Source organism: Enterococcus sp. AZ109, assembly GCF_051714625.1.
Taxonomy (GTDB): Bacteria; Bacillota; Bacilli; order Lactobacillales; family Enterococcaceae; genus Enterococcus_A.
The window spans coordinates 1,380,513-1,406,832 of the sequence record NZ_JBIOSF010000001.1; the positions used below are offsets into that span (position 1 = coordinate 1,380,513).

Sequence of the window (26,320 nt, forward strand, 5' to 3'; positions counted from 1 at the left end):
TAGTTTAGCATTGTTAACTCATATGTTCCACATGATTTTTTAATGTGTTTTTTCTGATTTAACAAGATCAAGTTTTCAACGACCAAAATCTTGCTTTTTTCAGTAATCAGTCGAAATACAGCCTGCTATCAACTTATTATTTACAAAAAGACCCAGCAAAAAATCCCTAAGAATTTCATGCTGGATCTATTTTCTACGCTATTTCTTACTTAAGAACCCCGTTTTTACTTATTTCTTGATACCAATAAGCACTCTTTTTAGGATAGCGTGCTTGGGTTTCAAAATCGACATAGAATAGGCCGTACCGTTTAGTGTAACCATTTGTCCAAGAGAAGACATCCATCAAGGACCAAATAAAGTACCCGTCCACCTTTACGCCTTTTTCAACTGCATTCAAAATAGCCTGCAGATGGAGTCGAACATAGTCGATCCGCGCTTGGTCATTGACTGTTCCCTCAACTAAAAGATCCTTGTCTCCCATTCCGTTTTCAGTTACATATAGTTTATGGTAATCAGGGTAGCGATCTTTTACAAAAACCAACATGTCTTCCAAACCTTGAGGGAAAATTGGCCAATCCCAATCAGTTGTTGGCACGTCAGGATTGTTTACTCGTTCGCCAACTCCTTTTAATGCAAATACACTACTGCCTTTTTCGCCAGTGCCATTATGATGGATTTGTGATTCACCCATATATGCTTGTAAGAAATGGCTGGCATAATAGTTAATTCCCATAAAATCGATCTGTTTGGCAGCAAACGCCAACTCTTCAAAATCTTGGGTGGAGGTTTTTAGCTGCCCGTTATTTTCTGCTAAGATGCCCGAAATAATTTGCCAAGTATCCTCTGAATAGGCGCCCTTGAACGTTGCATCCAATAAAAATTGATTGGCTAAGACGTGTTCTTTCAAAGCGGCTTGTTTATCTTCAACCGAAGAGGAAATCGGGTATTTAGATTCTAGAATGTGGACCACACCGATTTCGCCAGCGTACTTCCCTTGCTTGAATGCTTTTACCACCCGAGCATGGGCTACCATCATGTTGTGCATTGATTGAATAGCCTTTGGCAGATCGTAGTGCAGGTTTGGTGGGAAGTGTCCAATAATGTACTGACCTGCTACTACAGACCACGGTTCATTGATGGTAATCCAGTACTTAACTTTGTCCCCATATTCTGCAAAACAAAATTCTGCAAATTTAACATAGGCAGCCATCATTTCTTCTGAAAGCCAATCCCCTTTTTTGAATAAAGGAAGTGGCGTATCGAAATGATGTAACGTGACAAATGGTTCTACTCCTTTAGCTAAACACTCGTCTATCAAGCGATGATAAAAATCTACTCCAACAGGATCAATCTCCCCTACACCCGCAGGAAAAATTCTTGTCCAAGCAATTGAAATACGAATACCATTAACACCGAATTTTTCACACAACGCTAAATCCTCTGGAAACTTATGATAGAAATCACTTGCTCTGCTAGGATCGAAAACGCCTTGTTCAGCTAAATAGTCATCCCAATAGTTTTTTCCTCTATTGCCCTCATTGATTGCTCCTTCTGCCTGGTAAGCAGCGGTAGCCGCTCCAAAAATGAAATTCTCTGGAAACTTATTCATACAATATCCTCCTATGCCAAGCTTTCAAAAACAAAGTTGATGGCTTGTTCTGGCGCCTTAGCTAAAGCAACATATTCAGCACCAGTTGTTGAAACGGCTTTGGTACCTTTTCCTTTGGCATCTTCTTTTAGTTCTTTTAACATTGATGCCATTTGAGGAGCTAATACGATTAAATCAAAATCACCAATCAAATCTTTGTGCTGGCCATAAGCCATTGCGGTGGAGTCAACATCTACCTCTTTTGCTTTGGCACCTTTTTTGATTGCATTAGCTAACATTGAGCTCGTTGCCCCATTAGCACAAAGGACTAAAACGTTCTTTTTGTCTCCGACTTCCTTCATTACTGAAGCGACTTCTTCAGCAACTAAGTTTTCTTCTACAGTTGTTGCTACTGCAACCTGCGCATCCGTAGTTTCTTTTGCCACTAGTTCATTATCATAGGCTTTGAAGAACGGGAAGTAGATTACAAAGTCAACCACTAGCAAAACAACCATTAATACGATGGATAACCCGGCAAAACCGGTCCCCATAATTAAGCCAATTGGTCCAGGGGTTGTCCAAGGAAGATTGTAAATGAAGCCATTCATTCCTAAGAAATCAACAAAGAATTTAAACAACCAGACATTGGCAATCGGTGCCAAAATGAATGGAATAAAGAACATTGGGTTCAATACAATTGGTGCACCAAACAGCATGGGTTCATTTACACCAAATAGGACTGGAATGGAAGACGCTCTACCGATAGTTTTCAATTGTTTGGATCTTGCTAAAAAGGCAAACATCAACGTGATCACTAGTGTCGCACCCGTTCCACCTAAAGTTGCTACGAAATACTGAATACCTTGAGATAAGATTTTAGGCGCATGTTCTCCTGCTTGATACATATGCATATTCATTTCTACGTTGGTGATATAAATAGCTGAAACAGCTGGTTCGACAATTGATGGTCCGTGAATTCCCACAAACCAGAAGAATGCCATTGCACCAAAGATTAGTGCTAAACCAAAGTACCCATCAGCAGCGCTGAAAATTGGTTGGAAAACTTCGATTACTTTCTCTGAAAAACCAGCACCAGCCAAACTACGGAAACCTAAATCAAACAACCAAAAGAAGACCGTGGACAATGTAATTGGAATAAGATCTTTAAACGTTTGCGAAATATTTCCAGGGACTTCTTCCGGCATTTTTACCGTAATATTGTTTTTTACACAGAAGCGATAAACATTTGGAACAATGAAGCCAACAACGAAAGCCGTTAAGAGCCCCTTCGTTCCCATAAATCCTGAAGAAAATCCACCTTCAATCGGATCAACACCGATAATAACAAAGCCAATAATTGCGGCAATCATAGTTGACGTGCTATTGATCTGATTTGTTTTTGGTAGCTTATTGTTAAAGTTCTCCGTCAAGCTTTTAGTTACTGTGGCAGACATCAATAAGCCTAAAAGTCCCATTGACCCGTTATAAGCCTTCATTAATATTGTTTCAATTGACGTGTCCCAGTGGAAGCCAAAAGCATTCGGAACGTAAGCAACCAAGATAAAAAAGCTAGAAAAAAGAATTACTGGGATTAAGCTGATGAATCCATCACGGATCGCTCTTAGATAGGGATTATTCGAAATCTTCTCAAAAAAAGGCTTCATTTTTTCAATTTGACCAACAATTGCTTTCATTTTCAATTAACTCCTTTGAATTAAGATTTTTTGTAAATATTGAACAGGTGTTTAATTGTATCTTTCAGTAACATGGTGGTCATTAAGTGGTCCTGGGCATGAACCATAATAAAGCCAACTTCAATGTTCTCCCCACTAGCCTCAGCTGCCAACATCTGCGTTTGCGATTTGTGTGCCTCCATTAAACTTGCGTGAGCTTCTTCAACCAACTGATCCGCCCGATCAAAATTCCCTTGTTCCGCCTCATCAAGCGCTTCCATTAGTTTTGATCTTGCCTCTCCTGCGAACGCCACCACTTCAAAGCCTACCATTGCTGCTTCTTCTTTGTTCATTGTTCTTCCTCCTTTTAGTTCCCCACTCGTCTTTTTTGTTCGATAGTGTTTGTTTTTGTTCTTTACAAACATATAATAGCCCGCATTCCAGCTCTTGTCAACTAATTTCCGTAAAAAAGAACGCTATTTGACAAATATCACCAATCAATTTATGATTAAAACAAACACATATGAACAAAACGACACTTAACATAAAGGGAGTATAGACAGATGCTAAAGGAAGAACGTCAAAAAATTCTATTAGAACTGCTGACAAAAAAGAAAATAGTTAAAGTGACTGACATTACTGAAAAGCTTCAAGTAGCTGACATGACTGTTCGAAGAGACTTTCAAGAATTAGAGGACAAGGGATTAATCATTCGGATACATGGCGGCGCCAAAATGTTGGATAAGGATGAACTAACTTCAATTGAATTGAGTCACCGAGAAAAGAAAAATATTCATCTTACGGAAAAATCCGAAATTGCCCAAACTATCGCTGATCATATCCTTACTGGAGAAACTGTCTTTTTAGGTCCTGGAACAACCATTGAACTTGTTTACGATTACCTAACCGTAGACTACGCAAAAATAGTCACAAACTCTATCCATGTTTTCAATAAATTCAAGCATGACACTCGTTTCGATCTTATTCTTATTGGTGGTGCTTACCGTAGTAAAACTGGTGCTTTTGTCGGCACAATTGCTAATGACTTCATTTCAAGTATCCATGTTCAAAAAAGCTTCATCGGTGTAAATGGTTTGAGCCAAACGACGATTTTCACCTCTAATGAAGATGAAGGTCTAACTCAAAAATACGCACTTAATATCGCCGAAGAAAAGTTCATCATCGCCGACCACTACAAATTAGGAAAAAAAGATTTTTATGGTTTCTATAAGTTAAGCGAAGCGGATTGGTTAATCACTGATTCAGGTATTTCAGCTGAAAAAGAGACTCTTTTTAGCGAGAGCATCCCTCTTTTGCATCAATAGGCAGTAAGACTAAACTCGCGACAAACTGCTTTTCAATTTTCGCTTAGTGTCGACAAAGCTCGTTTGTGCAGCCAGACACCGTTAGCATTCGTTTAAAAAAATTACTATTTTTGAAAAACGTGTACTTTCTTTATATTCAAAAAATCCTTGATCAGATAGTGATGAACGCAATTGTTCGATCTACTGACCAAGGATTTTTATTTTTGATAAAACAGACAGTGCTGCCGATTACTAATTTTCAGTTTGTACTATTTTCATTTTTTTACTGTTAACAAGAGATGCCCCTGCAGCTAAGACCAGCATTAGGATTCCTTCGCCGATAAACAAGCCGCTTTGATTCAATACAGGTAGCATTTGTTGGAATAAAGCAATCGTAATTGGTGCAAATGCCGCTCCTAAATTGAAGGCCATCAGCAGAAGTGAGGTACTTTTTTCCGCATTGTCAGACTGTTGATTTACTTCATTAAATAGATATGGAATGAAGGTACGGAATGATAGACCGCAAAGGATCGCCGCTACTGCCGCTACGATTATGTTAGGAGCAAAGGCTGTCAAGAACATGGATAATGCTAAACCCACGAAAGCCAGCGATAGTGTCCATCGTTTCGTGACAATTACTAAATGACCGAAAATGATTCCAGCTACCATGGCACCTAAGCCCACTAAGGCAATCAAATTGCTACCGGCTGTTGCGCCACCGATTCCTTTAGCTAATAACAATGAAGTGATTTTTACCGTTACTGACATGTAGACGGTCACTACCAGAATCAACAGACCCACATAGCCCCAAACCGCTGAACTAATTTTTGCCTTTGGTGTTTCTGTATTTTTTTGCGGGATTACTGGTTCGACCGCTGGTACAAAGAATGTAAATAACAACAGGACTGGTAAAGCAATTCCGTAGGCTAAAAAGGATACCCGCCAATTTACCATCAGTAATTGTCCCACAGAGAATGTAATCAGCATTCCGCCGATTCCTTCGAAGGAGCTCTGTAAGCCAATCACATTTGCCAAGTCTCTGCCTTTATATAAGTTTCCGGCTAACGAGTACAATAGTGGATTAAACAAACCAATTCCAACACCAAAAACAATTCGACTTAGAAAAAGCAGGAGGAATGATTGCGTGAATACCGGTAAAATTCCAGCGATAAAGACTAGAAAAATACCTAGCTGTACTGTTTGTTTGTACCCGATTCGGCGAGCGATTTTATGGCTAACGAGAATGGTTAAGATAATAAAAAGCGATGGGATCGTCGTTAATAGTTCAACTAAGGTGCCGTTGACTGTGGGATAATTCGCCATAATTGCCGGGATGTTACCAGCAATCGCTCCGCCTGATACGACCAGCAGCGAGACTGATAGTAAGGCTGTTTTAGTTAATTTATGCATAGTTCCTCCTAAAAAATTGTTCAAGTTTGAAAAGTCGAACAACACTAATGATGCATAGAAAAATGCGGCACCGAAGCGCCACATTTTCTGAATTTATTCACCGAAGATTTCTTTTGCCATGTTGAAAGCAGACCAAGCTTTAGGCCACCCAGCGTAGAAGGCTAGATGCGTAATTAATTCTACGATTTCGTCTTTAGTTACACCATTTTGTTTGGCAATATTTAAGTGAGCTTCTAGTTGAGGGGCACCCATTGCCATCAGAGCTGAACAAGTAATCATGCTGCGGTCATGGGCAGATAATTGCTCTTCCCGATCCCAGACTTCTCCAAATAACACATCATCGTTTAATGCTGCAAATTGTGGGGCAAATTCGCCTAAGTTGTCTCTTCCTGCTGTTTGTTTTGCCATGATTATTTTCCTCCTTCAAGTTGGTCGTAAATTTCGTCAGTTACTGGTTCTAACCATTCTGGTCTGCCAGCTGTAATAGCGATGTGTTCAAACCAACTGTCTTTTGCAGCACCGTGCCAATGTTTTACACCATCGTGGGTGACGATTACGTCGCCGGCAGTTAAAAATTGTGCGGACTTGCCATCTTCTTGGTACCAACCTTCGCCGCCAGTTACTAGTAATAATTGGAAGCCATCATGGTGAATGTGCCAGTTATTGCGGCAGCCTGGTTCGAAAGTAACGTTTCCTACACCAACACTAACGTCATGATCTGCGACTAATAATTTTAGATAACTTTGTCCAATAAAATATTGCGCATAAGCATCATTTTTTTCACCGATTGGAAAGATAACTCCGTTTTTTACTTCTTCGTGTTTTGCCATTATAATTCCTCCATTATTTTTCGTTGATTAGCCAATTGTTGATGGCTTTGTCTGCACGATCAACGCGAGATCCGCGAATTGGCAAACCGACTGCAACGACTGCTGTCGGGCAAAGCTGACGTAATTCCTGTTCACTGCTGCCAAGACCACTACCTTCGTGAGTACAAAAAGGGTAAATAGTTTTGCCTGTCCAGTCATTGTCCGTTAAAAATGAACGAACAATTTGCGGGAGACCGCCCCACCAGTTGGGATAGCCCAAAAGGATGGTCTGGTACTGGCTTAAATCTAAGTCTAGAATCGAATAGGCAACGATGGCCTGCTGCTGTTGTTCACGTTCGGCCACCTTGGTTGCTTCTTGATAGTTTTTAGGATAAGGTTCGGCAGGTTGAATTTCAAATAAATCACAGCCTAGCTCTGCGGCAATTTTTTTAGCCGCTGCTTCGGTGTTGCCTACGGTTAATTCTTGAATTTTTCCGTTGACGAAGTTTTCACCCCGTCGCGAAAAATAGATGACTGCTTGCATGGTGTACTGTGCACCTCCCTTATAAGAAAAAGCTGTAAGATGATAGTTTCATCCTACAGCCGATTGAGGTATTCGTCTAATGCTTATTAAATCATAGCACTATGCCTGGAAGGCATGTTTGAAGCGTTGAATCAGTTCTTCTACTACGGGTGTGTGGATGCGGCGTTTCCAAACTAGCAGGCAATGGGTGGCTAACTCCGGCTCTAAAGGAACGAACTTGAATTGCTGCGTGTTGCGATAGGCTGTGGCACCTTCGATGGCTAAAGCCGATCCTACCTGATTTTCCACTAAAGAAAAAATATTAAAGATCAAATTGTAGGTACCTACCACATTCAGATCCTCAAAAGGGGTTCCCAGCCAGCGGGCAATCAGCTCCTTAACTTCCTTGCGGTTGGAGCTCAAAACTGGAATACCCTTCAAGTCAGCTGGAGTGATGGTTGCTTTTTGTGCCAAGAAGGTTTCATTAGACACTAGCAGTCCCCATTTTTCCTTACGAGGAAGCACTAAAGTTTCAAAATTATTCATATCCGTCGGCTCCAACAAAAGAGCCAAGTCCAAAATTCCTTTGTCCAACCGATCCAAAATATCGTCGCTGGTTCCGGTTACTAGATTAAAGCGTACCTGCGGATAATCGCTGATTAATTCTTCGATCATCATGGATAACGTGTCGGAATTATCTGCCTCGACACAGCCAATGGAAAAGGTGCCGCTTAATTGCTTCTTCTGGTTATCCAAAAAAGTCTGCTCCAGCTTATCATTGAGCATCAATATTTCTTCGGCTCGTTCCTTTAAAAAAAGACCTTCTTCTGTCAAAGACAGCTGATTGCGCTCCCGATGGAATAAGGGAACGCCGGTAGTTTCTTCTAGTTCTTTAATTTGGCGGCTCAAGGTAGGCTGGGTGATATTCAACAGCTTCGCCGCCTTTGATATATTTTTTTCTTCGGCTACTGTCCAAAAGTAGCGCAACAATCGAATCTCCATACTCTGCCTCTTTTCGTTTTTCTACTATTATAATAGTAGCACGAATTATTTAGAAAAGGCTTCGCAAAATCGTTTGGCTTAGATGGCACCGACAACTTGGTGAGGTAAATAAGGTTCTTCTAAGTATCGTACTTCCTCAGCGGTTAGCTTTAGCTCTAATGCTGGTAGAGCATCCAGTAAGTGGCTCTCTTTGGTGGCACCGATGATTGGTGCCACCACTGCTTCTTTTTGCAAAAGCCATGCTAAGGCAACCTGTGCCCGTTTGACTTGACGTTTTTCGGCAATTTCTGCCACCCGCTCAACGATCTGTTTGTCCTGATCAGCGGTTTTGTCGTATTTTGATTTTGCGACCGTATCAGTTAAGAAACGTTTGGTGGTGGCTTCCCAATCTCGGGTTAAACGACCGGCTGCTAACGGACTATAAGGGGTTACGGCGACTTTTTGATCTTCGCATAGCGGCAGCATTTCTCGTTCTTCTTCTCGATACAATAGGTTTAAGTGATTTTGCATCGAAACAAATTTGGTCCAACCATTTTTATCAGCGACTGCTTGAGCTTTGGAAAATTGCCACGCATACATCGCTGATGCACCAATGTACCGAACTTTGCCTGATTTTACTAGGTCATGAAGAGCTTCCATTGTTTCTTCGATCGGGGTATTATAATCCCAACGGTGAATGATGTATAGATCCACATAATCCATTTGCAAACGTTCTAGACTTTGATCGATTTCATGGAAGATAGCTTTACGGGATAGACCTCCGCTGTTGGGGGCTTTTTTCATGGTAGAAAATAGTTTCGTCGCCACGACGATTTCATCACTGTTGGCATATTCCTTCAACACCGTTCCTAAAATCCGTTCGCTCTCACCATAAGAATAAATATTGGCGGTATCGAAAAAGTTAATACCTAAGTCCAGCGCTTTTTTGATCACTGGGCGACTTTCGTCTTCTCGTAACGCCCACTCGTGAAACCCGCTATCAGGATCACCGAATCCCATCGCACCTAAACAAAGCTGGGAAACCTCCATACCGGTATTGCCAAATTTTACGTAGTCCATGTACATTCCTCTTTTCTTTTGATAAGCCTAGTCTACGCCTTCGAGTAAACTCTAAGTCAATAGAAAAAATCTATACTCGGTGAAAGTTTATTCTTCCACCGAGTATAGATTCCTTTAACCAACTGCTTGTTTTTCAGGTATTGCTAAATTGTCACTGGTTAAATCTTCGCCATTGGTTTCAATGACTTTTTTATACCAGTAGAAGGATTTTTTCTTAGTTCGTTCCAAAGTGCCGTTTCCTTCATCGTCGCAATCCACATGGATAAAGCCGTAGCGTTTACTCATTTGTCCAGTACTAGCTGCAACTAAGTCCACACAGCCCCAAGTCGTATAGCCTAAAAGTTCAATCCCATCGATTTCCACCGCATCAGTGAAGGCTTCGATGTGCTGACGCAAGTAGTTAATGCGGTACTCATCATCCACAAAGCCATTTTCATCCGGTTGATCGATGGCCCCTAAGCCATTTTCTACGATAAATAAAGGTTTTTGGTAGCGATCATACATTTGATTCAAAGCATTTCTTAACCCCATCGGATCAATTTGCCAACCCCATTCACTAGAGGCCAAGTTCGGGTTTTTAATCGTAGCGAAAATGTTCCCAGTGGTTTGTTCGTAATCTTCGGAATGGGCACTGACCGTCCGTGAAGAATAGTAAGAGAAGGAAACAAAGTCCACTGGTGCAGATGCCAAGATTTCTACATCCTCTGGCTCAATCACAATGTTTAAGCCTTCCCGTTCGAATTTCTTCAAGGCATAATTCGGGTATTTCCCACGAGCTTGCACGTCGATGAAGAAATAGCCTTCTCGATCTCGGTCAATTGCTTCTTTGTAGTCTTCTGGGCGACAGGTATACGGATAGTGATTACCACCAGCCAGCATACAGCCTACTTGATTTTTCGGATCGATCTCATGAGCCAGTTTCGTAGCAATGGCACTAGCCACCAGCTGATGATGGGCCGCTTGGTATTTGACCTCTTCGTGATTTTCCCCTTCTTCAAAGACAATTCCGCCGCCGACAAAGGGCTGATGCAGTAAAATATTGATTTCATTGATGGTCAACCAATAGTTAACCAAACCTTTGTAGCGTTTCAAAACCGTTTCGGCATAGCGAGCGTAAAAATCAATCATCTTACGATTGCGCCAAGAGCCGTATTCTTTGATTAAATGCAAAGGCACATCAAAGTGGGCAATCGTAACTAATGGTTCGATGTTGTATTTTCGCAGTTCTTTGAAAATCTCTTCGTAAAAAACTAACCCTGCTTCATTTGGCTCTTGATCATCGCCATTTGGAAAAATCCGTGACCAAGACAACGACATCCGATAAACCTTGAAGCCCATTTCGGCAAACAGCTTGATGTCTTCCATGTAACGGTGGCACATATCAATGGAGCGTTTGGCAGGATAGAAATAATTCTCCTGCCACTCTAACATTTTCATTGTGCCGGCTGCGATTTTTTTACGATCTGGACCGCAGGGCAGTACATCAATATTGGCTAAACCTCGGCCGCCTTCTAATACGCCGCCTTCTACTTGATTGGCAGCAGTGGCGCCGCCCCACAAAAAGTTATCTGGTAATCCCATAGTTTTTTCGCTCCTCTATACTTGAATCGTTAACATGACGTTGTCGATATTTTTCAATCCTAAGCTGTCTAATTTTACTTCTTTATAGTTGGCGGTATTGGTCACTACTACCGGTGTTTGGGTAGTGTAGCCTTCTGCCCGAATCTTGTCTAAGTCAAAGGTTAGCAATGTTTGTCCGCGCGTTACTTTGTCTCCTTGGGCAACTAACGCGTCAAAGTATTTACCGTTTAGTTCTACAGTATTCAATCCTACGTGAATCAATAATTCCACACCATTTTCACAACGTAAGCCAATTGCATGTTTCGTTGGGAATAAGCTAACTACTTCCCCATCAAAAGGTGCGACAATTTTTCCTTCGGTTGGTTCAAAGGCTACCCCTTGTCCCAGCATACCGGTTGAGAAGGCTTCGTCTTTCACTTCAGACAAGGGCATCATTTCGCCGTTAATTGGACTGTTGATTAAAATTGAATCGACTTCAATCACTGAATTGGTGGTTTTTTCTTGAACTTCTTCGCCTTTTTCAAAACGTAGACTTAATAGGTAGGTAGCAATCGCTGTCGTAACCATCGTAATAACAATCGCGATCAAAATGTTGATTAAGTTAGAGATATCTTCCCCAATGTACAAAGGAATCGCTGGTAAACCAGATGAGCCGGTCGCAAAACGAGAGGCTCCACTAACACCGGCGTATAGTCCGCCTAATCCGCCACCAATCATAGTTCCGATCAAGGGATATTTTTTCGGTAAAGCTACCCCGTACAAGGCTGGTTCCGTAATTCCCATTAATGCTGTAATTCCAGCAGAAACAGCCACTTGCTGTTCTTTTTGCACTTTGGTTCTGCGGCTGGCAACCAAGGAAGCAATCCCGGTAGCGATATTTGAAACCATTGCACCTGGTCCAAAAATGTTGGCATAACCAACGGAAGTTAATTGAATAACGTCCAATGGTCCAATACTTGTATGAATCCCAAACATTACCATAATCGGCAACAGTGTACCGACGATTACTGCTGGTGCCCATGGTGCAACTGCGCGAATGCCGTTAAAGCCGGCTGCGATAAATTCACCTACGTATGAGCCTAATGGTCCAACCGCAACCAAAGCGACGATCCCGGTTATCAGGATAGTAAACATTGGAACAAAAACAATCTTCACGGCATTTGGAATGATACGGTTGAAGAATTTTTCAATAAAGGACTGGACAATGACAATCAATAGAATCGGAATAACACTTGCGCCGTAGCCGACTAGACGAACGGGCATTGCGAATAATTCGACTGGATTGCCTTCTGCGATCATTGCCGCAAAGTTCGGATGCAATAGAACACCGGCTAAGGCCATCGCTAAGTAAGGGTTACATTTTAATTTTCGGGCAGCGGTATTAGCTAGGAAAAAGGGCAAGAAATAAAACACTGCGTCTGCCATAAAATTAACAATGTAGTAAGTTTGGCTTTCGTTAGAAACAAGATCGAATAAGACAAGTAAGGCTAAAAGTGCTTTGATCATCCCAGCACCACTCATGGCGGGAATAATTGGACTAAATGAGGTAGAAATGAATTCGATCCCCAAGGTTAAAAAGTTTTTCTTTTTGCCGTCACCGGTATCAACGACTTCTTCTAATTCACCTAACTGAGCTTTAACATCTTCATAGACTTCGCTGACATGGGTACCAATGACAACTTGGAATTGACCGCCGCTGTCAATCACACCTGCGACACCGTCTAATTGACCTAATTGCTCTTTGGCAGCTTTCGTTGTGTCAGCTAAGTCAAATCGCAAGCGAGTTTGACAATGGATCAGATTTTTCACATTTTCTTTCCCACCAACAAGTTGGATAATTTCTTTTGCTAGTTTTTCATATTTACCGGACATTTCTTTCACTCCTTATATTTTCCTGCGCGCTTCGTACTCTTAATATAAGGTCACTGGTATCCGCTTTCAATGATTTCGAGGGAACCTGGTCCACAGTTTCACCTTTTCCTTTATTTCTAATAGAATTAGTGAAACTAGTTGAAACTTTTTTGCTATACTAGCCTTAATAAGTGATGATGAAAGGAGCCTGTTGCGATGAAGCTGCTTCAAAGGATCGAAGAATATACGATCACCCAAAGAGATTCCAAACAGCAAATTGCCGAGCTGCTGCTGGAGCATAAGAAAGACATTCAAAGCTATTCGATGGAAAAGATTGCCAAAGAGTCCTTCTCATCAAAGTCGGCGTTAGTCCGTTTTGGCAAATCGCTGGGCTTTGCCGGCTGGAAAGATTTTTTCCAAGCGTTGATCGAAGAAATCCATTATGAAGAAAAACATTATTCCAATATCGATCCCAATATTCCTTTTGAGCAGGATGACTCTTATGGGGAAATTATCCAAAAAATTGCGACGATTCAAATAGAAAGTATTCAAGATACTGCCGATCTCATCGATGAAAACATGTTGGATGATGCGGTAGCCATTTTATTGAAAGCCCAACGCATCGTCTTATTAGGCGTTAGTCCCAACAATTTGCTGGGGGAGGTTTTTCGCCGCAAGATGGCGACGCTCGGACGCAGTATCGATGTGATACAAAGTGGTGAAATCGGGATGATCTCCCATTCTTTGACGAAAAAAGATGCGGCGATTATTGTCTCCTATTCGGGAAATGATGCTGGCAGAGAACCGATGCGCTTTATTTCGGTCATGAAGAAAAATGGCGTGATGCTGATTGGTTTAACTAGCGAAGGGGATAATTATATTCGTAAAGAAATTCCAACCGTTTTAACCATTTCCTCCAGAGAACGGCTGTTCAAAAAGATCAGCAACTTCTCCACTGAAGAATCGATTCTGTTTTTATTGAATATTTTGTACGCTGGCTATTTTTCAAAAAATTATATTCGCAATTATACTTTTAAGGTAGGAAATTCGATTACGTTAGAAGAATCGCGGAAAACCAGTCAGCGGGAATTGAAGGAGTGAGTTAAAAACGAAGTTAGGATCAGCGATGATCGCTCGCTTCGTTTTTTACTGCCGATCGTGAGTGTGACTCTCGCCCGTTTCTATAGAAGAAACACGTAGATTGCTATTAAACCGGGTTATTTGTCACTTGTCATTGACCTTTCCTTTTGGTTAAATTATGATTATATAAATATGAATAAATTTTAATTAAAGGGGTGGATACAAACGGTGACTTCTAAACAGCAAAAAGTTAGTTTTTTATCAATTTTCAAAATGTCAGGTGCGATTATTGCGTTCTTTATTGGTTCAGGTTTTGCTAGTGGTCAAGAAATTGTCCAATTCTTTACGGCTTATGGTCAAATGAGTATTATTGGCACGTTGATCAGCATGGCACTTTTTTCCTTAGTCGGGTTGATTGTGATGAAGTATGGATTTGTTACGCGTAAAGAGAAAGTTGATCCGTTTCGGCATTTTTGTGGTCGGATTTTCGGAAAATTCATGCAATTTTTTACTCCAGCTTTTTGTTTCGCCGTAGCGGTGATCATGATTTCTGGAGCTGGTGCGACCTTTGAGCAGTATTTTAATCTGCCTAGTTTGATTGGAACCGTGGGAATGTCTTTACTAGTATTGGTTTCTACGATGTTTGGCTTACGCCGTCTAGTCGATGTCATCGGCTACTTGGGTCCTTTAACGATTTTCTTCACGATTTTTATTGGAGTCGTTACAATTATTCGTCATCCGCTGGATCTTTCAGTATTAAGTCAGCAGATGGATCAGGCTACCAATGTGGCTTATGGCTTTGGTAACTCTAGAAATTATTGGCTAGGCGCCAGTGTTTTGTTTGTCAGCTATAATATCGGTTGTGGCATCCCCTTTGTGGCAGCTTTAGGGAAAACGGCTAGTTCAAAAAAAGAAGCGATTCTGGGCGGCATTTGTGGAGGAGTGGCTTTGATGCTAGCGGCTTTAGTGTTAAATATTGCGCTGTTAGGTTATTACAATGAGGCTGTTACCTTGGAAGTCCCGGTACTGTTCTTAGCGGAACAAATTTCACCAGCTGTTTCTTTGTTTTTCTCTTTTATCTTATTAGGAGAAATTTTTAGTACGGCGGCTCCTATGATTTGGACGACTGCCAATGCCATTTTGGGCGAACAGGCCGATCAAAAAAAATATCGGATTTTAATTTTTGTCTTAGTTTTTGCATGTTTAATCGGCGGCCAATTGCCTTTCGGTCAGCTAGTCGGAACGATTTACCCGTTTAGCGGCTTTATTGGCTTAGCCTTAATTGTTTGTGTACTTGGTTCAGAATTAGCACGAATTATCAAAAAAGGGAAGTAGGGATAAGGATGAAAGTTGTATTAAATGGTCAATTAGTTGAACGTGAGGAAGCCAAGGTAGATATTGAAGACCGCGGTTATCAATTTGGTGATGGCATTTATGAAGGCATTCGCGTATATCATGGAAAAATGTTTACCTTCGATGAACATATGGCTCGTTTGTACCGGAGCGCTAAATTAATTGATTTGGAGATTCCTTATACAAAGGATGAATTGGAAGAGCAGCTGTATGCCATGCTTGAAGCGAACCAACTAGACAGCGGGGTTGTTTATTTGCAGGTCTCTCGTGGAACACAAGCGCCACGAAATCATGTGTATTTGCCAGAAACAAAAGCCGTCTTAATGGCGACTTCCATGGCTGCTCCTCGTGATCCGGCCGCTTTCGAAAAAGGGATTACTGCTGTTACAGCGGTAGATGATCGCTGGTTGCATTGTGATATTAAGAGTTTGAATCTGTTAGGTAACATCATGGCAAAAAATCAGGCGGCCAAAGCGGGCGCCGACGAAGCTATTTTGTATCGCGATGAGAATCATGTAACTGAATGCTCTCATTCCAATGTCTCTATCATAAAAGACCGCACGTTGATTACCCATCCTGCTGACAATTTAATTTTAAACGGAATTACCCGTCAGACTATTTTAAAGCTGGCAAAAGAAAATGATATTGCGATTGAGGAACGGATTTTTTCAGTAGACGAGCTTAAAAATGCCGACGAAGTCTTTATTTCCAGCATTATGGCAGAAGTAACGCCTGTCACAGCGATTGATGGCGAAACCATCGGCGACGGCAAACGTGGCCCTCTTTCCGCCGAGTTGGAAGAGTATTTTGTAGCTGAAATTGAGAAAAATTGCGGGATTACCTTATAAATCAAGCTTCGTATTAGTCCTCGTTAACAAAAAGAAAGAGGCTGTGACATAAAACGTCATAACCTCTTTTTAATGCAAAAACGCTGAAATAGCTTGCTGATTTTGTTCCAATTCTAGCTCTAGCACACTACCAGAAGGCGTATCATCATTGTAGTTCCAGCTACCTTCTACCGGTATCGAGAGCGTTTTAAGCGATTGCTGCTCCCCTTTAATAAAATCTAATCCACAAGCAAGTAGGACTTTGTTTGGTAGATTCGTTTCAATACTCCCCATTAGTTTACCAATTGTTTTTGGCAATTTTAGGAGAGTTGTGACTTCTTTAGCTTGTTGGCTCAAGGCTTCCACTACTTGTTGTTGCCGCTTGATCCGACCGAAGTCTCCTTCCCCATCCCCACGGTAGCGAGCGTACTGCAATAACGTATTGCCATCCATCTGCTGTTTCCCTTTATTAATTTCCACTCCGTCTAATTCAAAGGACTCCTGGGCATCTAGAGTGACTCCTTTGGGGAAGAGTTCATTGATACAATCGACAAACTTGTCAAAAGTCATACTGATATAATACGGCGGTTCCACCGAAAAATTTTGCTTTAAGGTTTCTTCCAGCAAGGGGATTCCGCCATAAAAGTAGGCGGCGTTAATCTTGTCCTTATCATATCCGGGAATTTCCACGTAAGAATCTCGCATGATGGAGACTAGCTTAGGCTGCTTAGTCTCACGATTGTATTGAGCGATCATCAGACTGTCTGAACGACCACTCTTGTCATCTGGTCGTGCATCGGAGCCAACTAATACAACATTAATAACTGAGGGGATGCCCTCAGGTACCGGCAGAGCTGAAGAGTCTTTCGTTGGCTTCGTCTGCTTTTCAGTCGAAAAACCGTGGATAAACTCAAAGGAAGTAAACCCTACTACTGCCACTAAAAGCGTGAGTATAATAATGATCGCTGTCTGTCGTTTATTCATTTGTTGTTCCTTTCTATTGAAGAGAAACGCTCGCTTGAAAATTCGCAGACGATCCTTTATGCTAATTCAAGCTGAGAATTTCTCAGTCTATCCCTTTTGTTTGCGGGTCGAATGAGCGGCAACTCTTCGGCCCGCTTTTTTCCATTCCTAAAACGATTCCTAGCCCCAAACATACGGTAATTAAAGATGTCCCTCCTTGACTCAAAAAGGGTAACGGAATCCCTGTCAACGGCAACATTCCAATAGCTGCCCCGATATTTTCCACCGTTTGAAACACCAGCGAAAAAACCAGCCCTACCGAAAAATAAAGCGCAGCTCGTTTATTGGTTTGCATTCCTGCCACCAACAGTTGATAAAATAGGTACACGTACAAAAATAGGACGCCGCTGCTGCCGATAAAGCCAAATTTTTCACCAATAACGGTAAAAATCATATCAGACTCTCTGACTGGGACATAGACCCAGGCGGCATCGCCAGCTTTTCCAGTAAATCCACCGGTAGCGATCGCCAGCATACTGCGAACCTGTTGAAACGAGATAGAGTCCTGATATTTTTGAGGGTCTACCCATGCTTCAATCCGATTTAGCTGGTATTCCTTGAAATGCAAAACTTTTAGAATCGCTCTTCCCCATTCAGTGAAAACGAAAAGCAGCAAGCAGCTGCCTAGCACAGCCAATAAACCTGCTAAGCAAAATAAAATCCGCTTATTAACTCCCGCAATAATAAACAGTGCTCCTAAAATGCAGACGAATACCAGACTCGTGCCAAAATCCCGCTGCAAAAACATTAAAAGAAAGGTCGGTAAAGCAAGCAACAAGCTTTTTTGCATATAGCGCCAGTCAGACTGCCACGTTCGATTTTGGGTTCTCTGCTCATAATGTAAGGTGCAATGGACCAGCATTAAGATAAAGGTAATTTTCATCATTTCAGAGGGCTGCAGCGTTAGCGGTCCGATTCTCAGCCAGCGTTTGGTTCCTGTTAATTCAAACATGGCTGGGTCATAATACCACTGCAGCAGCACCATGACTCCTAGCGAAAGTCCATACCATAGCGGTGCATATTTCACGAGAAACGAAAAAGGTAAGCGACGAGCTGTTAGCAAAGTGGCTAATGCTAACCCACTAAAGATCAGCTGCTTAACTACAATCGGTTGTACCAATTTCCCTTCTAGCACAGCTGTCTGATATTGCACCCAAATGCTCAGCAGCAGGAATAAAAAAATCGGCAGCAGCAACGCATCATTCCATTCTTTTCTTCTTAGCATAGGGCACCTCCTTTGCTGAAATATTCAAGGCAATCCCGATACAGAAAGAAAGAATCAAATAACTGGTTCCACCATAACTAATGAAGGGCAAAGGAATCCCAGTCATCGGAATAAGCCCCAATATGCTGGCAATATTAATGCTCGTTTGTGCCAATAGCAATGTGCCGATTCCTAATAAAACCAACGCCGCTTGATGATTTTCACAACGGGTACTTATTTGGAATAAGCGTAAGCATATCAGAAATAACAAAAACAAAATTCCGATAGCTACAATGAGTCCCAATTCCTCAACGATGATGGAAAAGATAAAATCCGTTTCAGCTTCCGGTAAATAGCCATTTTTCGTGATACTGTTGCCGATACCCCGCCCGAAGAACCCTCCGTTATACAGAGCATAGTAAGAATTACTCATTTGATAACCCACACCATTGATATCTGCAAACGGGTTACCTGCGACCGCAATCCGCTCATACACATGTTGAAAAAGGTGAGGCAATAATTGGAACTTACCCAAGAGCAGGACAATTCCAGAAACAGCACTCATTAGAATAACCGCACCCACCCCTAAGATCAGACCAATATCAACGGCTATCGCTGATGACCAAAATAAAACCCCCGCAATAACCAAAATCAAGACAGCTCCTGCTACCTTAGGCTGAACCAGAATTAAGAGCATCAGAAACAGCGTAACGAAGATTGGTGCCCGTAATTCTTGCTTTGTCTGCAACGGATTGCGGAAATAGTAGCTTAAATAAAAAATCAACGCGATATTGGCAAGCTCAGATGGCTGAAACTGGATGCCAAAAATAGAAACCCAGCGTTGCGCACCATTAACAGTTACGCCAAATAAATGAACTTTTACCAATAGAAGCAACAGTGCCGAACAACCTAACAATAGCTGAGCCATTCGCAGCGTTAAAAAATGCGACAGCTTGATGGAGAATGTTAGAGCAATAACCAACCAGCTTAATCCCATAAAAATTAGTTGCCGATAGAACAAGCTCTGTGGATTTTCACCAGCAATCATTAGACGATAAGAACTGGCACTGTAAACCTCTAAAAGACCGATTGTGCTCAGGACAGCATACGGTCCTAAAATCCACCAATCGATCTTTTTTATCTGCTGCATCGTTTCACCTCCTTTAACAACTATTAGGTGAACACGAGCGGTTATTTATACTTTTTAGAATCCATACAAAAAAGGTCAGAAACCTTTTCGAACAAGAATTCTGACCAAGCGTCATCTCATCGTCCGAGTTTTAGCACTATACAACGTAAAGACCTGGGTCTTAGCTATTTTTGAAAAGCCTTAATCCGACAATTCCTGTTTTACCCGTTGGCATCTTTCGATGTTTCTGAGCAATAGCTTGTGTTTGTATAGGAGCCTCACCTAACAAGGTTGTTGCTATTTTATTTTCACGACCTCATCTTACTCTTAGGCAGGACTAAGTTGCAACCAAAAACCGAAATTCCCCCTTGAATTTACTCTTTCTTAATAACAATGAAGAAAAGATAAAAGAACGATTATATATTTTATAAAATAAGGAAATCTATTTTCACATCAGAAAAACCAGAGTGATGCTCATTGGATACTTTCGATTAGCACTAAGTTAGCATTAGAAAAAAATCTATTATGCCAGGGCAAATGAGATAAAAGCCCTCATCACAAAAATCATAACAATAACTATTCATTTCATTCATAATCCCCAAAACTCAATAATAGGTATTCGATAACAAATTATAAAAGACCACGGAATTTCAAAATAAATAACAATTAAAACGAAGGCGACCTATTTACTATCCTACTTATTGTGCTAAACTAAGGAAAACTAGATTAAGGAGATATTGAATTGGAAGAATTAGTTTTGGTATTACCGGAAACCTGTTTAGAAAAAGCAGTCCTCACTTTTAAGCAAGAATTTTTTGATCAGGATGAGCCAGTAATCCTGGTAGTGGTTTGTTGGATCAGATGAATTATCAAGACTGGTTAGTGTACACTCGAAATAGTCGTAGTGAAGAAACTCGTCAGTCAAATTGGGTGCCGTCTACGGTCTTCTTTGCTCTGCGCAAAAGTGACCACAAGATTATTGGCATTATTGATATTCGTCATCACATTGACCATCCACTTTTACGCAACTACGCTGGACACATCGGTTATGCGGTTCGGCCAACAGAACGGCGGAAAGGTTATGCGACAGAGATATTAAATCTGGGGTTAGGATATGCTGAAATATTGGGGCTATCTGAGGTAATGCTGGGATGTCACGCTGATAATCTTGGTTCTATCCGAACGATTGAGCAAAATAGTGGGGTGTTGATCGAAGAAAAAATGAATGATGCTGGACAAACAGTTTGCCTTTACTGGATTCAGCTAGGAAAAACACAAAACAATCAGTCTGTCGAAGAACAATAAGCACATCTTTTTGCTATCGTATCGATTTTTCACTCGTTCCTACAATTGAAAACAGCACTACAAAAGAGACCCTATCAGCATTTTCTCTGATAGGGTCTGGAATCTTATTTTGAATTGGTTGCTGAAACAATCAGCATCATTGGTCGTCTAAATTCATCTTTCATCCCCGGGATATCCAGCATATTCTCCGGCGGTGTCGGCTCAACGATTCGATCAATGGTGAAACCATTCGTCAACAAACCGTCTAAATAGGTGGTCAAGGTTTTATGGTATTTCGTGACCTCACTGCCTAAGAAATGAGCGGAACGCTTGCCTTCATAAAAGTAATTATCCACCGGAAAATGAGCGATTTCACCAGTTTCATCATAGTACCAATCCTGAGTGCCATAAGCGGTAAACACCGGATGTTCCACTGAAAAAATAAATTGTCCACCTGTTTTTAAATAGGCATGAACATTTTTTGCCACTACCTCAAATGAGGGGATGTAATGAAACGCTAAAGAACTGATCACTACGTCAAATTGGTCAGCTGTAAAAGAAGCTTCTTCTATGCCTTCTTGCAAGTAGGTAACATTGTCATAAGGGGTCTGCTGTCTGGCTACTTCCAACATTTTCTCAGAGATATCCACTCCTGTAACAGCTTTAGCCCCATGCTCCGCAGCATAGATACAATGCCAGCCATATCCGCAGCCTAAATCAAGGACAGTCTTGTCTTTAAAATCTGGTAACAGCTCTTTTAACGTCTGCCATTCACCCGCACCATCCAAGCCTTTTTTACTACGTTCCATTTGGCTGTAGCTTTCAAAAAATTCTTCGTTGTCATAAATATTGTTTGTCATTTTCATTTCCTCCATGTAATTGAAATTATTGGTTGGCTATTACATGGAGTTCCTCTCTTTTGTGGGCAATCATCGTTCCTCGCTCCTTTCAATCATGCCGTGCGCATGTTTTTTTCTTACCCACAGTTTAACACATTTTGTACCAGATAAGACTAAGCAAGGTGCTGAACAATTTCTTGTGCGATTTCTTGCGGACAGCGATTGGAGGTGTCCACGGTAATTTTTGCTAATTGTTCGTAGAATCTTTCTCTCGAGTGGAACAATTGCTTGATCTCACTGTCGTTTTTATTGGCTGCATTAGGACGAATATTTTCTTCATCATTGCGAATACGGTCAATTAAGATCTCAGGGTCAGCTTTTAAGTAAATCACTTTTTTGTCCGCTAATACTTGTTGATTTTCTTCCTGCATGATTACCCCACCACCAGTTGCGATGACCGACTTTTGAGTGATGGCTTCTTTTAACAATTTTGTTTCATGCTCACGGAAAGAGGCTTCGCCGTGTTTTTCGAAGTATTGACTGATGGAGCCGATACGTTCAACTAATACATCGTCCATGTCCACTCGTTGACAATTTAATAAATTCGCTACCTCATGACTGATTGTTGTTTTTCCTGCGCCCATAAAGCCGATTAAAATAATAGATTCCATTGTGTTTTGCTCCTTTTTTTATGATCATTTTTTATGCTAGTAAGTATTCTTTTAATTCAGGCAGAGGAACGGTATGGATTTGACTCTTCCCGATATCCTCTACAAGTACAATATGAATCTTGTCTCCGCGAACCTTTTTATCATGTAAAATTGCTTGGTAAATTTTATCCGGATTCCAAGGTGTATAGGCAGAAGGCAACTGAAACTTCTCCACCATTTGTATGATTTCTTCAGTTAGCTGACTTCTGCATAAGCCTTTTTTTCAGCACCTCGGGTCATTTGGACCATCCCCAGCGAAACAGCCTCCCCATGGCTGATCATTTCGTAATTTTCACTCGCTTCTAACCCATGGCCGATTGTATGGCCGAAGTTCAGTAGCAGGCGATCTGCCTGATCGAATTCGTCTCTTTCCACTAAAGTCTTTTTGACCTTTAGGGCTTTTTGGATGATGCTTTCGCTCTGGGCCATGATATCGTCTAGCTTAGTTAAATGACGTAATTGCTTCCATAAATTTTTATCTTGAATGAGGGCACATTTGATCACTTCCGCCATCCCTTCAGACAGTCTTCTTTCCGGTAATGTTTTTAACGTATTTGGATCAATCAGTACGCCATCTGGTTGAGCGAAGGTACCGATTAAGTTTTTGGCTTTTTCGCAATTCACACCGGTTTTTCCTCCGATACTGGAATCAACTTGTGCCAACAATGAGGTAGGCACTTGGATGAAGGACAACCCACGCATGTAAGTTGAAGCGACAAATCCGGTTAAATCACCGATTACGCCTCCCCCTAAGCCGATTAATGAATCACTCCGACTGAAATCGTGAGCTGTTAGGAAATCGTAAATCTCATTGGCAGTTGCCAGTGATTTACTTTTCTCGCCAGCGTCAACTACGTAAGGATGAACCTCGTAGCCTTGAATACCTAAGTATTGCATCACGGTTTCCCCGTAAAGAGGAAACACGTTAGAGTCACTGATTAGGGCAATTTTTCGTTGGGTCCAAAGTTCGCCTGTCCAGCTGCCGATTTTTTTTAAGGCATCTTTTTGGACAAGAATTTCATAGCTTTTGCTAGGTAAGTTGATATTTAGCATACGATTTCCTCCTTCGATAATTCATTAATTTGTTGCATTGCTTCAGTTAATACTTGTACTTCCTTCATCATTTGCAGGTAATTCTTTTCGTTCAAGGATTGATCCCCATCTGACCATGCATTAATTGGATCAGGATGGATTTCGACGATCATTCCGTCAGCTCCGCTGGCAACACCCGCTCGAGCCATTGGTGAAACCAAATCCCAGATTCCTGTACCGTGGCTCGGGTCCACGATGACTGGGAAATGGCTCAACTTTTTAATTAATGGGACAGCACTTAGATCCAGCGTGTTTCGAGTCGCTCGTTCGTAAGTGCGAATGCCGCGTTCAATGAATAAGATGTTGAAATTTTGCTGCACCGCAATGTATTCGGCTGCATTCAACCATTCTTCAATCGTACCGGAAATGCCACGTTTTAAGCCGATTGGTTTGCCGGTTTTACCAACTGCTTCTAATAAACGGAAGTTTTGCATGTTGCGGGCCCCAATTTGAATGACATCGGCGTATTGAGCAACTACATCAATGTGGGCTTCATCCATGACCTCAGTGATGACTTTTAAGCCATGAGCATCGGCAGCTTTACGCATCATGATCAATCCATCTTCCCCTAATCCTTGGAAAGCGTAAGGTGAAGTACGTGGCTTGTAGGCACCCCCACGAAGAATTTTTGCTCCGCCAGCCTTAGCCATTCTCGCTGCTTCCATGATTTGCTCTTCTCCTTCAACGGAACAAGGACCTGCCATTGTTACGAAGCTGCCATCACCAATCTTGACACCATCTACATCTACCACCGTGTTTTGTGGATGGAACTCACGGGAAGTCAGCTTGTAGCTGTTAGTGATTGGCACTACCCGATCAACTGATGGGTACCGCTGGAATGACACGGTCTGAAGAATTTCTGGATCTCCCAATAGTCCTAAAACAATCCGATCTTTTCCATGATTTACTTGTACGCCTAACCCTTTTTCTTTTATTTTATTGATAATCGGCAACAATTCGCTTTCAGTTACCTCTTGCTTCATAATTAAAATCATTTCATCCACTCTCCTATTTTAGAATTTCCGCTGCTAACAACGGTCGAATAATTTCTACTGGCATATCTTGATCTGTCCATAGTTTAAAGGCAGCCGCTCCTTGATGAAGCAACATCCCTAAGCCGTTAATTGCGATAGCTCCTTTAGCTTCAGCTGCTTTAAGCAGAGCTGTTTGTGCCGGGTGATAAATGACATCAAAGACTGGTAAATCACTTCTCAGCAGATCAGCGTTTGGAATGGGCATTTGCTCTGGATCGGGGTCCATTCCAACGTTTGTTCCATTGATTAGTAGATCACTGTCAGCTAACGAACGACTCAATTGCTCTTCATCCTGCAGATCATAAAGGGTTAAGTGGCAATTCGTTTCTTCTTCGATTCGTTTTAATTTTGGTTCGATGGTTTGATAGAAGGAATCTTGAATATTAAAGACATCAATTGCCTTGGCACCGTCTAGAGCAGCCTGGGTAATAATCGCAGTTGCCGCACCACCAGCACCTAAGATCGTTACTTTCTTGTCTACTACTGTCAAGTTATGTTCCTTCAAGCTTTCCAAACAACCTATCCCATCGGTTGTATGTCCGATTAATTTACCGTCTTGGTTAACAATGGTGTTAATCGCACCAATCAGACGAGCCGCCTGACTTAATTCATCCATGTGTTCCACAGCTGCCATTTTGTGAGGCATTGAAAGATTCACGCCGAGCATTTCTAAATCGCAAATCGCTTGAATCGAACGGCCCAACGTCTCAGGCTGCACATCAAAGCTAAGATAGACGGCATCAATTCCTAACTCGCGAAACGATGTCGTATGCATCGTTGGCGAAAAGCTGTGTCTAGCTGGCAATGCATATAAACCAGCCAATCTAGTTTGTCCCGAAATTGCTTTTTCCATACCTTACCTCCTGATTTTTCGTGAATTTGTTCGCCAAAGTAACAAAAAAGACTCATTGTAGATGAAAAATCTACAATGAGTCTTCTGCTCCCGAAAATTGGGTAAAGAAAAAGCCACTATAGATAAATTCATCTACGTGGCGAAAGTCATCTCAAACTTCTTTAGCCATCATAGATACAAACTGGTTGTCCGTTTGCATCCATGAGTGCATGAACACAAACCTATCTAAAATAGCTAAAGTAATAAGTATTCAGTTGTGTATTAATATTTTTAATCATATCAATCGCTCCAAACTGTTTTTTAAGATTGGGTTAATTCTAGATGTGTTTATTCTAATTGTCAAGCGTTTTAATTAAAAAAATTTAAGACAACTCAGAAATTGCACTGATTTATGTGAATGAAATCACGTTTAAACCTTGATACAAAAGTATTTTAAAACTAGTCAAACAGCCAGAAAAAAATATCAAAAAAACATGGATTAGCGAAGGAATTAGCAAAAACAATGGCAAATAGTTCGTTAATTGCTATAATAGTTACGTACCTTTTTTAAAAAGCGTAAAAGGAGTTTTCTCAAAATGATTTTTCAAATTAAAGAAACCAAGGATTTAACCGCCGAAGAGCTGCTGGCTATATTAATTGAACGAGTAGCAGTATTTGTCGTAGAACAAGAGTGTCCTTACCAAGAAGCTGACGAAGAGGATAAAACTGCCTTGCACGTTTGTCTGTCTGACGAAACTGGTTTAAAAGCTTACGCTCGAATCATCAATCGGGGAGATTGTGTAACCTTTGGTCGGGTCTTAGTCGTCCAGTCTGCTCGTAAGCAAAAGTTGGGGCAGCAACTGGTTCAACGGGTACTGGAAGAAATACAGCAACGATTCCCAGAAAAGCCGATCACGATTTCAGCACAAGCTTATTTGCGAAAATTTTATGAGTCATTTGGTTTCAAAGTGGTATCTGATATTTATTTAGAGGACAACATCCCCCATATTGACATGAGTTTAACCATTTAAGCAATGAGGTTGTGACATACCTCCATGGCGCAAGCGCCACAAAACTGAATGAAAAAAAGTGTCGACCTCATTCCTACTTCCT

The 26,320-nt window shown here is 41.3% G+C and carries 25 protein-coding genes, 1 pseudogene and 1 riboswitch; of the genes and pseudogenes, 7 read left to right on the forward strand and 19 right to left on the reverse strand.

The genetic code is table 11. From position 1 onward, the window contains the following. Nucleotides 1–205: 205 nt before the first annotated feature. Genes lacG through lacF form a run of 3 tightly spaced genes read right to left on the reverse strand, consistent with a single transcriptional unit; the run spans nt 206 to nt 3,614 of the window. Entirely contained in the window at nt 206–1,609 is a 1,404-nt protein-coding gene (lacG, locus tag IGI42_RS06550) for a 6-phospho-beta-galactosidase (protein WP_438715026.1), read from the reverse strand. An 11-nt stretch (nt 1,610–1,620) separates the two neighbouring features. Continuing rightward, the gene (locus IGI42_RS06555) at nt 1,621–3,282 is read right to left on the reverse strand and encodes a lactose-specific PTS transporter subunit EIIC (RefSeq protein ID WP_438715027.1); all 1,662 of its coding nucleotides are present in this window, start codon (nt 3,280–3,282) and stop codon (nt 1,621–1,623) included. A 20-nt stretch (nt 3,283–3,302) separates the two neighbouring features. Continuing rightward, nucleotides 3,303–3,614 (reverse strand): lactose-specific PTS transporter subunit IIA, encoded by a 312-nt coding sequence (gene lacF, locus IGI42_RS06560; protein WP_438715028.1) that lies wholly within the window; start codon nt 3,612–3,614, stop codon nt 3,303–3,305. A 210-nt stretch (nt 3,615–3,824) separates the two neighbouring features. Between lacF and IGI42_RS06565 the strand changes: the two genes are divergently transcribed. Beyond that, nucleotides 3,825–4,586, forward strand: coding sequence for a DeoR/GlpR family DNA-binding transcription regulator (locus tag IGI42_RS06565; protein WP_438715029.1), 762 nt, complete (start codon nt 3,825–3,827; stop codon nt 4,584–4,586). 231 nt (nt 4,587–4,817) lie between these two features. Here IGI42_RS06565 and IGI42_RS06570 read toward each other — a convergent pair whose 3' ends face one another. The 8 genes from IGI42_RS06570 to IGI42_RS06605 all read right to left on the reverse strand — a co-directional run bounded on the left by IGI42_RS06570 (nt 4,818) and on the right by IGI42_RS06605 (nt 12,821). Next, a complete protein-coding gene (locus IGI42_RS06570) occupies nt 4,818–5,975 on the reverse strand; it encodes an MFS transporter (protein WP_438715030.1) in 1,158 nt (385 codons plus the stop codon). A 93-nt stretch (nt 5,976–6,068) separates the two neighbouring features. Continuing rightward, complete coding sequence (locus tag IGI42_RS06575) at nt 6,069–6,383, reverse strand: carboxymuconolactone decarboxylase family protein (RefSeq protein WP_438715031.1); 315 nt, start codon at nt 6,381–6,383, stop codon at nt 6,069–6,071. A 2-nt stretch (nt 6,384–6,385) separates the two neighbouring features. After that, nucleotides 6,386–6,805 (reverse strand): cupin domain-containing protein, encoded by a 420-nt coding sequence (locus IGI42_RS06580; protein WP_438715032.1) that lies wholly within the window; start codon nt 6,803–6,805, stop codon nt 6,386–6,388. Between the two features lie 13 nt (nt 6,806–6,818). Then, entirely contained in the window at nt 6,819–7,328 is a 510-nt protein-coding gene (locus IGI42_RS06585; protein WP_438715033.1) for a flavodoxin, read from the reverse strand. 99 nt (nt 7,329–7,427) lie between these two features. Beyond that, nucleotides 7,428–8,309 carry a LysR family transcriptional regulator gene (locus IGI42_RS06590; protein ID WP_438715035.1) on the reverse strand — a complete coding sequence of 294 codons (882 nt, stop codon included), beginning with the start codon at nt 8,307–8,309 and terminating at the stop codon, nt 7,428–7,430. Between the two features lie 78 nt (nt 8,310–8,387). After that, nucleotides 8,388–9,368: an aldo/keto reductase gene (locus tag IGI42_RS06595; protein WP_438715036.1), complete on the reverse strand. Its 981-nt coding sequence runs from the start codon at nt 9,366–9,368 to the stop codon at nt 8,388–8,390. 114 nt (nt 9,369–9,482) lie between these two features. Beyond that, entirely contained in the window at nt 9,483–10,949 is a 1,467-nt protein-coding gene (locus tag IGI42_RS06600) for a 6-phospho-beta-glucosidase (protein WP_438715037.1), read from the reverse strand. Between the two features lie 15 nt (nt 10,950–10,964). After that, the gene (locus tag IGI42_RS06605; protein WP_438715038.1) at nt 10,965–12,821 is read right to left on the reverse strand and encodes a beta-glucoside-specific PTS transporter subunit IIABC; all 1,857 of its coding nucleotides are present in this window, start codon (nt 12,819–12,821) and stop codon (nt 10,965–10,967) included. Nucleotides 12,822–13,016: 195 nt separating this feature from the next. Here IGI42_RS06605 and IGI42_RS06610 point away from each other — a divergent pair, with 195 nt between their 5' ends. From IGI42_RS06610 to dat, 3 genes are all read left to right on the forward strand, one after another. Then, complete coding sequence (locus tag IGI42_RS06610; protein ID WP_438715040.1) at nt 13,017–13,901, forward strand: MurR/RpiR family transcriptional regulator; 885 nt, start codon at nt 13,017–13,019, stop codon at nt 13,899–13,901. A 207-nt stretch (nt 13,902–14,108) separates the two neighbouring features. Next, nucleotides 14,109–15,215 (forward strand): YkvI family membrane protein, encoded by a 1,107-nt coding sequence (locus IGI42_RS06615; protein WP_438715041.1) that lies wholly within the window; start codon nt 14,109–14,111, stop codon nt 15,213–15,215. An 8-nt stretch (nt 15,216–15,223) separates the two neighbouring features. Next, the gene (dat, locus tag IGI42_RS06620) at nt 15,224–16,081 is read left to right on the forward strand and encodes a D-amino-acid transaminase (RefSeq protein WP_438715042.1); all 858 of its coding nucleotides are present in this window, start codon (nt 15,224–15,226) and stop codon (nt 16,079–16,081) included. Between the two features lie 69 nt (nt 16,082–16,150). Here the strand turns inward: dat and IGI42_RS06625 are convergent, their stop codons facing one another. The 3 genes from IGI42_RS06625 to IGI42_RS06635 all read right to left on the reverse strand — a co-directional run bounded on the left by IGI42_RS06625 (nt 16,151) and on the right by IGI42_RS06635 (nt 19,437). Further along, nucleotides 16,151–17,044: an LCP family protein gene (locus tag IGI42_RS06625; RefSeq protein WP_438715043.1), complete on the reverse strand. Its 894-nt coding sequence runs from the start codon at nt 17,042–17,044 to the stop codon at nt 16,151–16,153. Between the two features lie 82 nt (nt 17,045–17,126). Further along, nucleotides 17,127–18,308 (reverse strand): FtsW/RodA/SpoVE family cell cycle protein, encoded by a 1,182-nt coding sequence (locus IGI42_RS06630; protein ID WP_438715044.1) that lies wholly within the window; start codon nt 18,306–18,308, stop codon nt 17,127–17,129. Further along, a complete protein-coding gene (locus tag IGI42_RS06635) occupies nt 18,283–19,437 on the reverse strand; it encodes an FtsW/RodA/SpoVE family cell cycle protein (protein WP_438715045.1) in 1,155 nt (384 codons plus the stop codon). Before IGI42_RS06635 ends, IGI42_RS06630 begins: the two co-directional genes overlap by 26 nt. Before the next feature lie 108 nt (nt 19,438–19,545). Further along, nucleotides 19,546–19,713: riboswitch (M-box (ykoK) riboswitch) on the reverse strand. A 445-nt stretch (nt 19,714–20,158) separates the two neighbouring features. Here IGI42_RS06635 and IGI42_RS06640 point away from each other — a divergent pair. Together IGI42_RS06640 and IGI42_RS06645 are read left to right on the forward strand one after the other, a co-directional pair. Beyond that, a complete protein-coding gene (locus tag IGI42_RS06640; RefSeq protein ID WP_438715046.1) occupies nt 20,159–20,281 on the forward strand; it encodes a hypothetical protein in 123 nt (40 codons plus the stop codon). After that, nucleotides 20,278–20,721: a GNAT family N-acetyltransferase gene (locus IGI42_RS06645; protein WP_438717019.1), complete on the forward strand. Its 444-nt coding sequence runs from the start codon at nt 20,278–20,280 to the stop codon at nt 20,719–20,721. Before IGI42_RS06640 ends, IGI42_RS06645 begins: the two co-directional genes overlap by 4 nt. A gap of 104 nt (nt 20,722–20,825) precedes the next feature. On the opposite strand, the gene IGI42_RS06650 is transcribed toward IGI42_RS06645, so the two are convergent. The 5 genes and pseudogenes from IGI42_RS06650 to aroE all read right to left on the reverse strand — a co-directional run bounded on the left by IGI42_RS06650 (nt 20,826) and on the right by aroE (nt 25,228). After that, nucleotides 20,826–21,560, reverse strand: coding sequence for a class I SAM-dependent methyltransferase (locus tag IGI42_RS06650; protein ID WP_438715047.1), 735 nt, complete (start codon nt 21,558–21,560; stop codon nt 20,826–20,828). Nucleotides 21,561–21,712: 152 nt separating this feature from the next. Next, the gene (locus tag IGI42_RS06655; protein ID WP_438715048.1) at nt 21,713–22,210 is read right to left on the reverse strand and encodes a shikimate kinase; all 498 of its coding nucleotides are present in this window, start codon (nt 22,208–22,210) and stop codon (nt 21,713–21,715) included. 31 nt (nt 22,211–22,241) lie between these two features. After that, nucleotides 22,242–23,302, reverse strand: a pseudogene (aroB, locus tag IGI42_RS06660) (3-dehydroquinate synthase). Next, the gene (aroF, locus tag IGI42_RS06665; protein ID WP_438715049.1) at nt 23,296–24,336 is read right to left on the reverse strand and encodes a 3-deoxy-7-phosphoheptulonate synthase; all 1,041 of its coding nucleotides are present in this window, start codon (nt 24,334–24,336) and stop codon (nt 23,296–23,298) included. Before aroF ends, aroB begins: the two are co-directional and overlap by 7 nt. A gap of 13 nt (nt 24,337–24,349) precedes the next feature. After that, entirely contained in the window at nt 24,350–25,228 is an 879-nt protein-coding gene (gene aroE, locus IGI42_RS06670) for a shikimate dehydrogenase (RefSeq protein ID WP_438715050.1), read from the reverse strand. A 575-nt stretch (nt 25,229–25,803) separates the two neighbouring features. On the opposite strand from aroE, the gene IGI42_RS06675 reads away from it, so the two are divergent. Next, on the forward strand, nt 25,804–26,238 hold the full coding sequence (locus IGI42_RS06675) for a GNAT family N-acetyltransferase (RefSeq protein WP_438715051.1): 435 nt from the start codon (nt 25,804–25,806) through the stop codon (nt 26,236–26,238). Nucleotides 26,239–26,320 lie beyond the last annotated feature (82 nt).

Bases quoted from the DNA above. Each gene is read 5' to 3' on its own strand.
- lacG (WP_438715026.1), bottom strand. From the start codon at position 1,609: ATGAATAAGTTTCCAGAGAATTTCATTTTTGGAGCGGCTACCGCTGCT.
- IGI42_RS06555 (WP_438715027.1), bottom strand. From the start codon at position 3,282: ATGAAAGCAATTGTTGGTCAAATTGAAAAAATGAAGCCTTTTTTTGAG.
- lacF (WP_438715028.1), bottom strand. From the start codon at position 3,614: ATGAACAAAGAAGAAGCAGCAATGGTAGGCTTTGAAGTGGTGGCGTTC.
- IGI42_RS06565 (WP_438715029.1), top strand. From the start codon at position 3,825: ATGCTAAAGGAAGAACGTCAAAAAATTCTATTAGAACTGCTGACAAAA.
- IGI42_RS06570 (WP_438715030.1), bottom strand. From the start codon at position 5,975: ATGCATAAATTAACTAAAACAGCCTTACTATCAGTCTCGCTGCTGGTC.
- IGI42_RS06575 (WP_438715031.1), bottom strand. From the start codon at position 6,383: ATGGCAAAACAAACAGCAGGAAGAGACAACTTAGGCGAATTTGCCCCA.
- IGI42_RS06580 (WP_438715032.1), bottom strand. From the start codon at position 6,805: ATGGCAAAACACGAAGAAGTAAAAAACGGAGTTATCTTTCCAATCGGT.
- IGI42_RS06585 (WP_438715033.1), bottom strand. From the start codon at position 7,328: ATGCAAGCAGTCATCTATTTTTCGCGACGGGGTGAAAACTTCGTCAAC.
- IGI42_RS06590 (WP_438715035.1), bottom strand. From the start codon at position 8,309: ATGGAGATTCGATTGTTGCGCTACTTTTGGACAGTAGCCGAAGAAAAA.
- IGI42_RS06595 (WP_438715036.1), bottom strand. From the start codon at position 9,368: ATGGACTACGTAAAATTTGGCAATACCGGTATGGAGGTTTCCCAGCTT.
- IGI42_RS06600 (WP_438715037.1), bottom strand. From the start codon at position 10,949: ATGGGATTACCAGATAACTTTTTGTGGGGCGGCGCCACTGCTGCCAAT.
- IGI42_RS06605 (WP_438715038.1), bottom strand. From the start codon at position 12,821: ATGTCCGGTAAATATGAAAAACTAGCAAAAGAAATTATCCAACTTGTT.
- IGI42_RS06610 (WP_438715040.1), top strand. From the start codon at position 13,017: ATGAAGCTGCTTCAAAGGATCGAAGAATATACGATCACCCAAAGAGAT.
- dat (WP_438715042.1), top strand. From the start codon at position 15,224: ATGAAAGTTGTATTAAATGGTCAATTAGTTGAACGTGAGGAAGCCAAG.
- IGI42_RS06625 (WP_438715043.1), bottom strand. From the start codon at position 17,044: ATGAATAAACGACAGACAGCGATCATTATTATACTCACGCTTTTAGTG.
- IGI42_RS06630 (WP_438715044.1), bottom strand. From the start codon at position 18,308: ATGCTAAGAAGAAAAGAATGGAATGATGCGTTGCTGCTGCCGATTTTT.
- IGI42_RS06635 (WP_438715045.1), bottom strand. From the start codon at position 19,437: ATGCAGCAGATAAAAAAGATCGATTGGTGGATTTTAGGACCGTATGCT.
- IGI42_RS06645 (WP_438717019.1), top strand. From the start codon at position 20,278: ATGAATTATCAAGACTGGTTAGTGTACACTCGAAATAGTCGTAGTGAA.
- IGI42_RS06650 (WP_438715047.1), bottom strand. From the start codon at position 21,560: ATGACAAACAATATTTATGACAACGAAGAATTTTTTGAAAGCTACAGC.
- IGI42_RS06655 (WP_438715048.1), bottom strand. From the start codon at position 22,210: ATGGAATCTATTATTTTAATCGGCTTTATGGGCGCAGGAAAAACAACA.
- aroF (WP_438715049.1), bottom strand. From the start codon at position 24,336: ATGATTTTAATTATGAAGCAAGAGGTAACTGAAAGCGAATTGTTGCCG.
- aroE (WP_438715050.1), bottom strand. From the start codon at position 25,228: ATGGAAAAAGCAATTTCGGGACAAACTAGATTGGCTGGTTTATATGCA.
- IGI42_RS06675 (WP_438715051.1), top strand. From the start codon at position 25,804: ATGATTTTTCAAATTAAAGAAACCAAGGATTTAACCGCCGAAGAGCTG.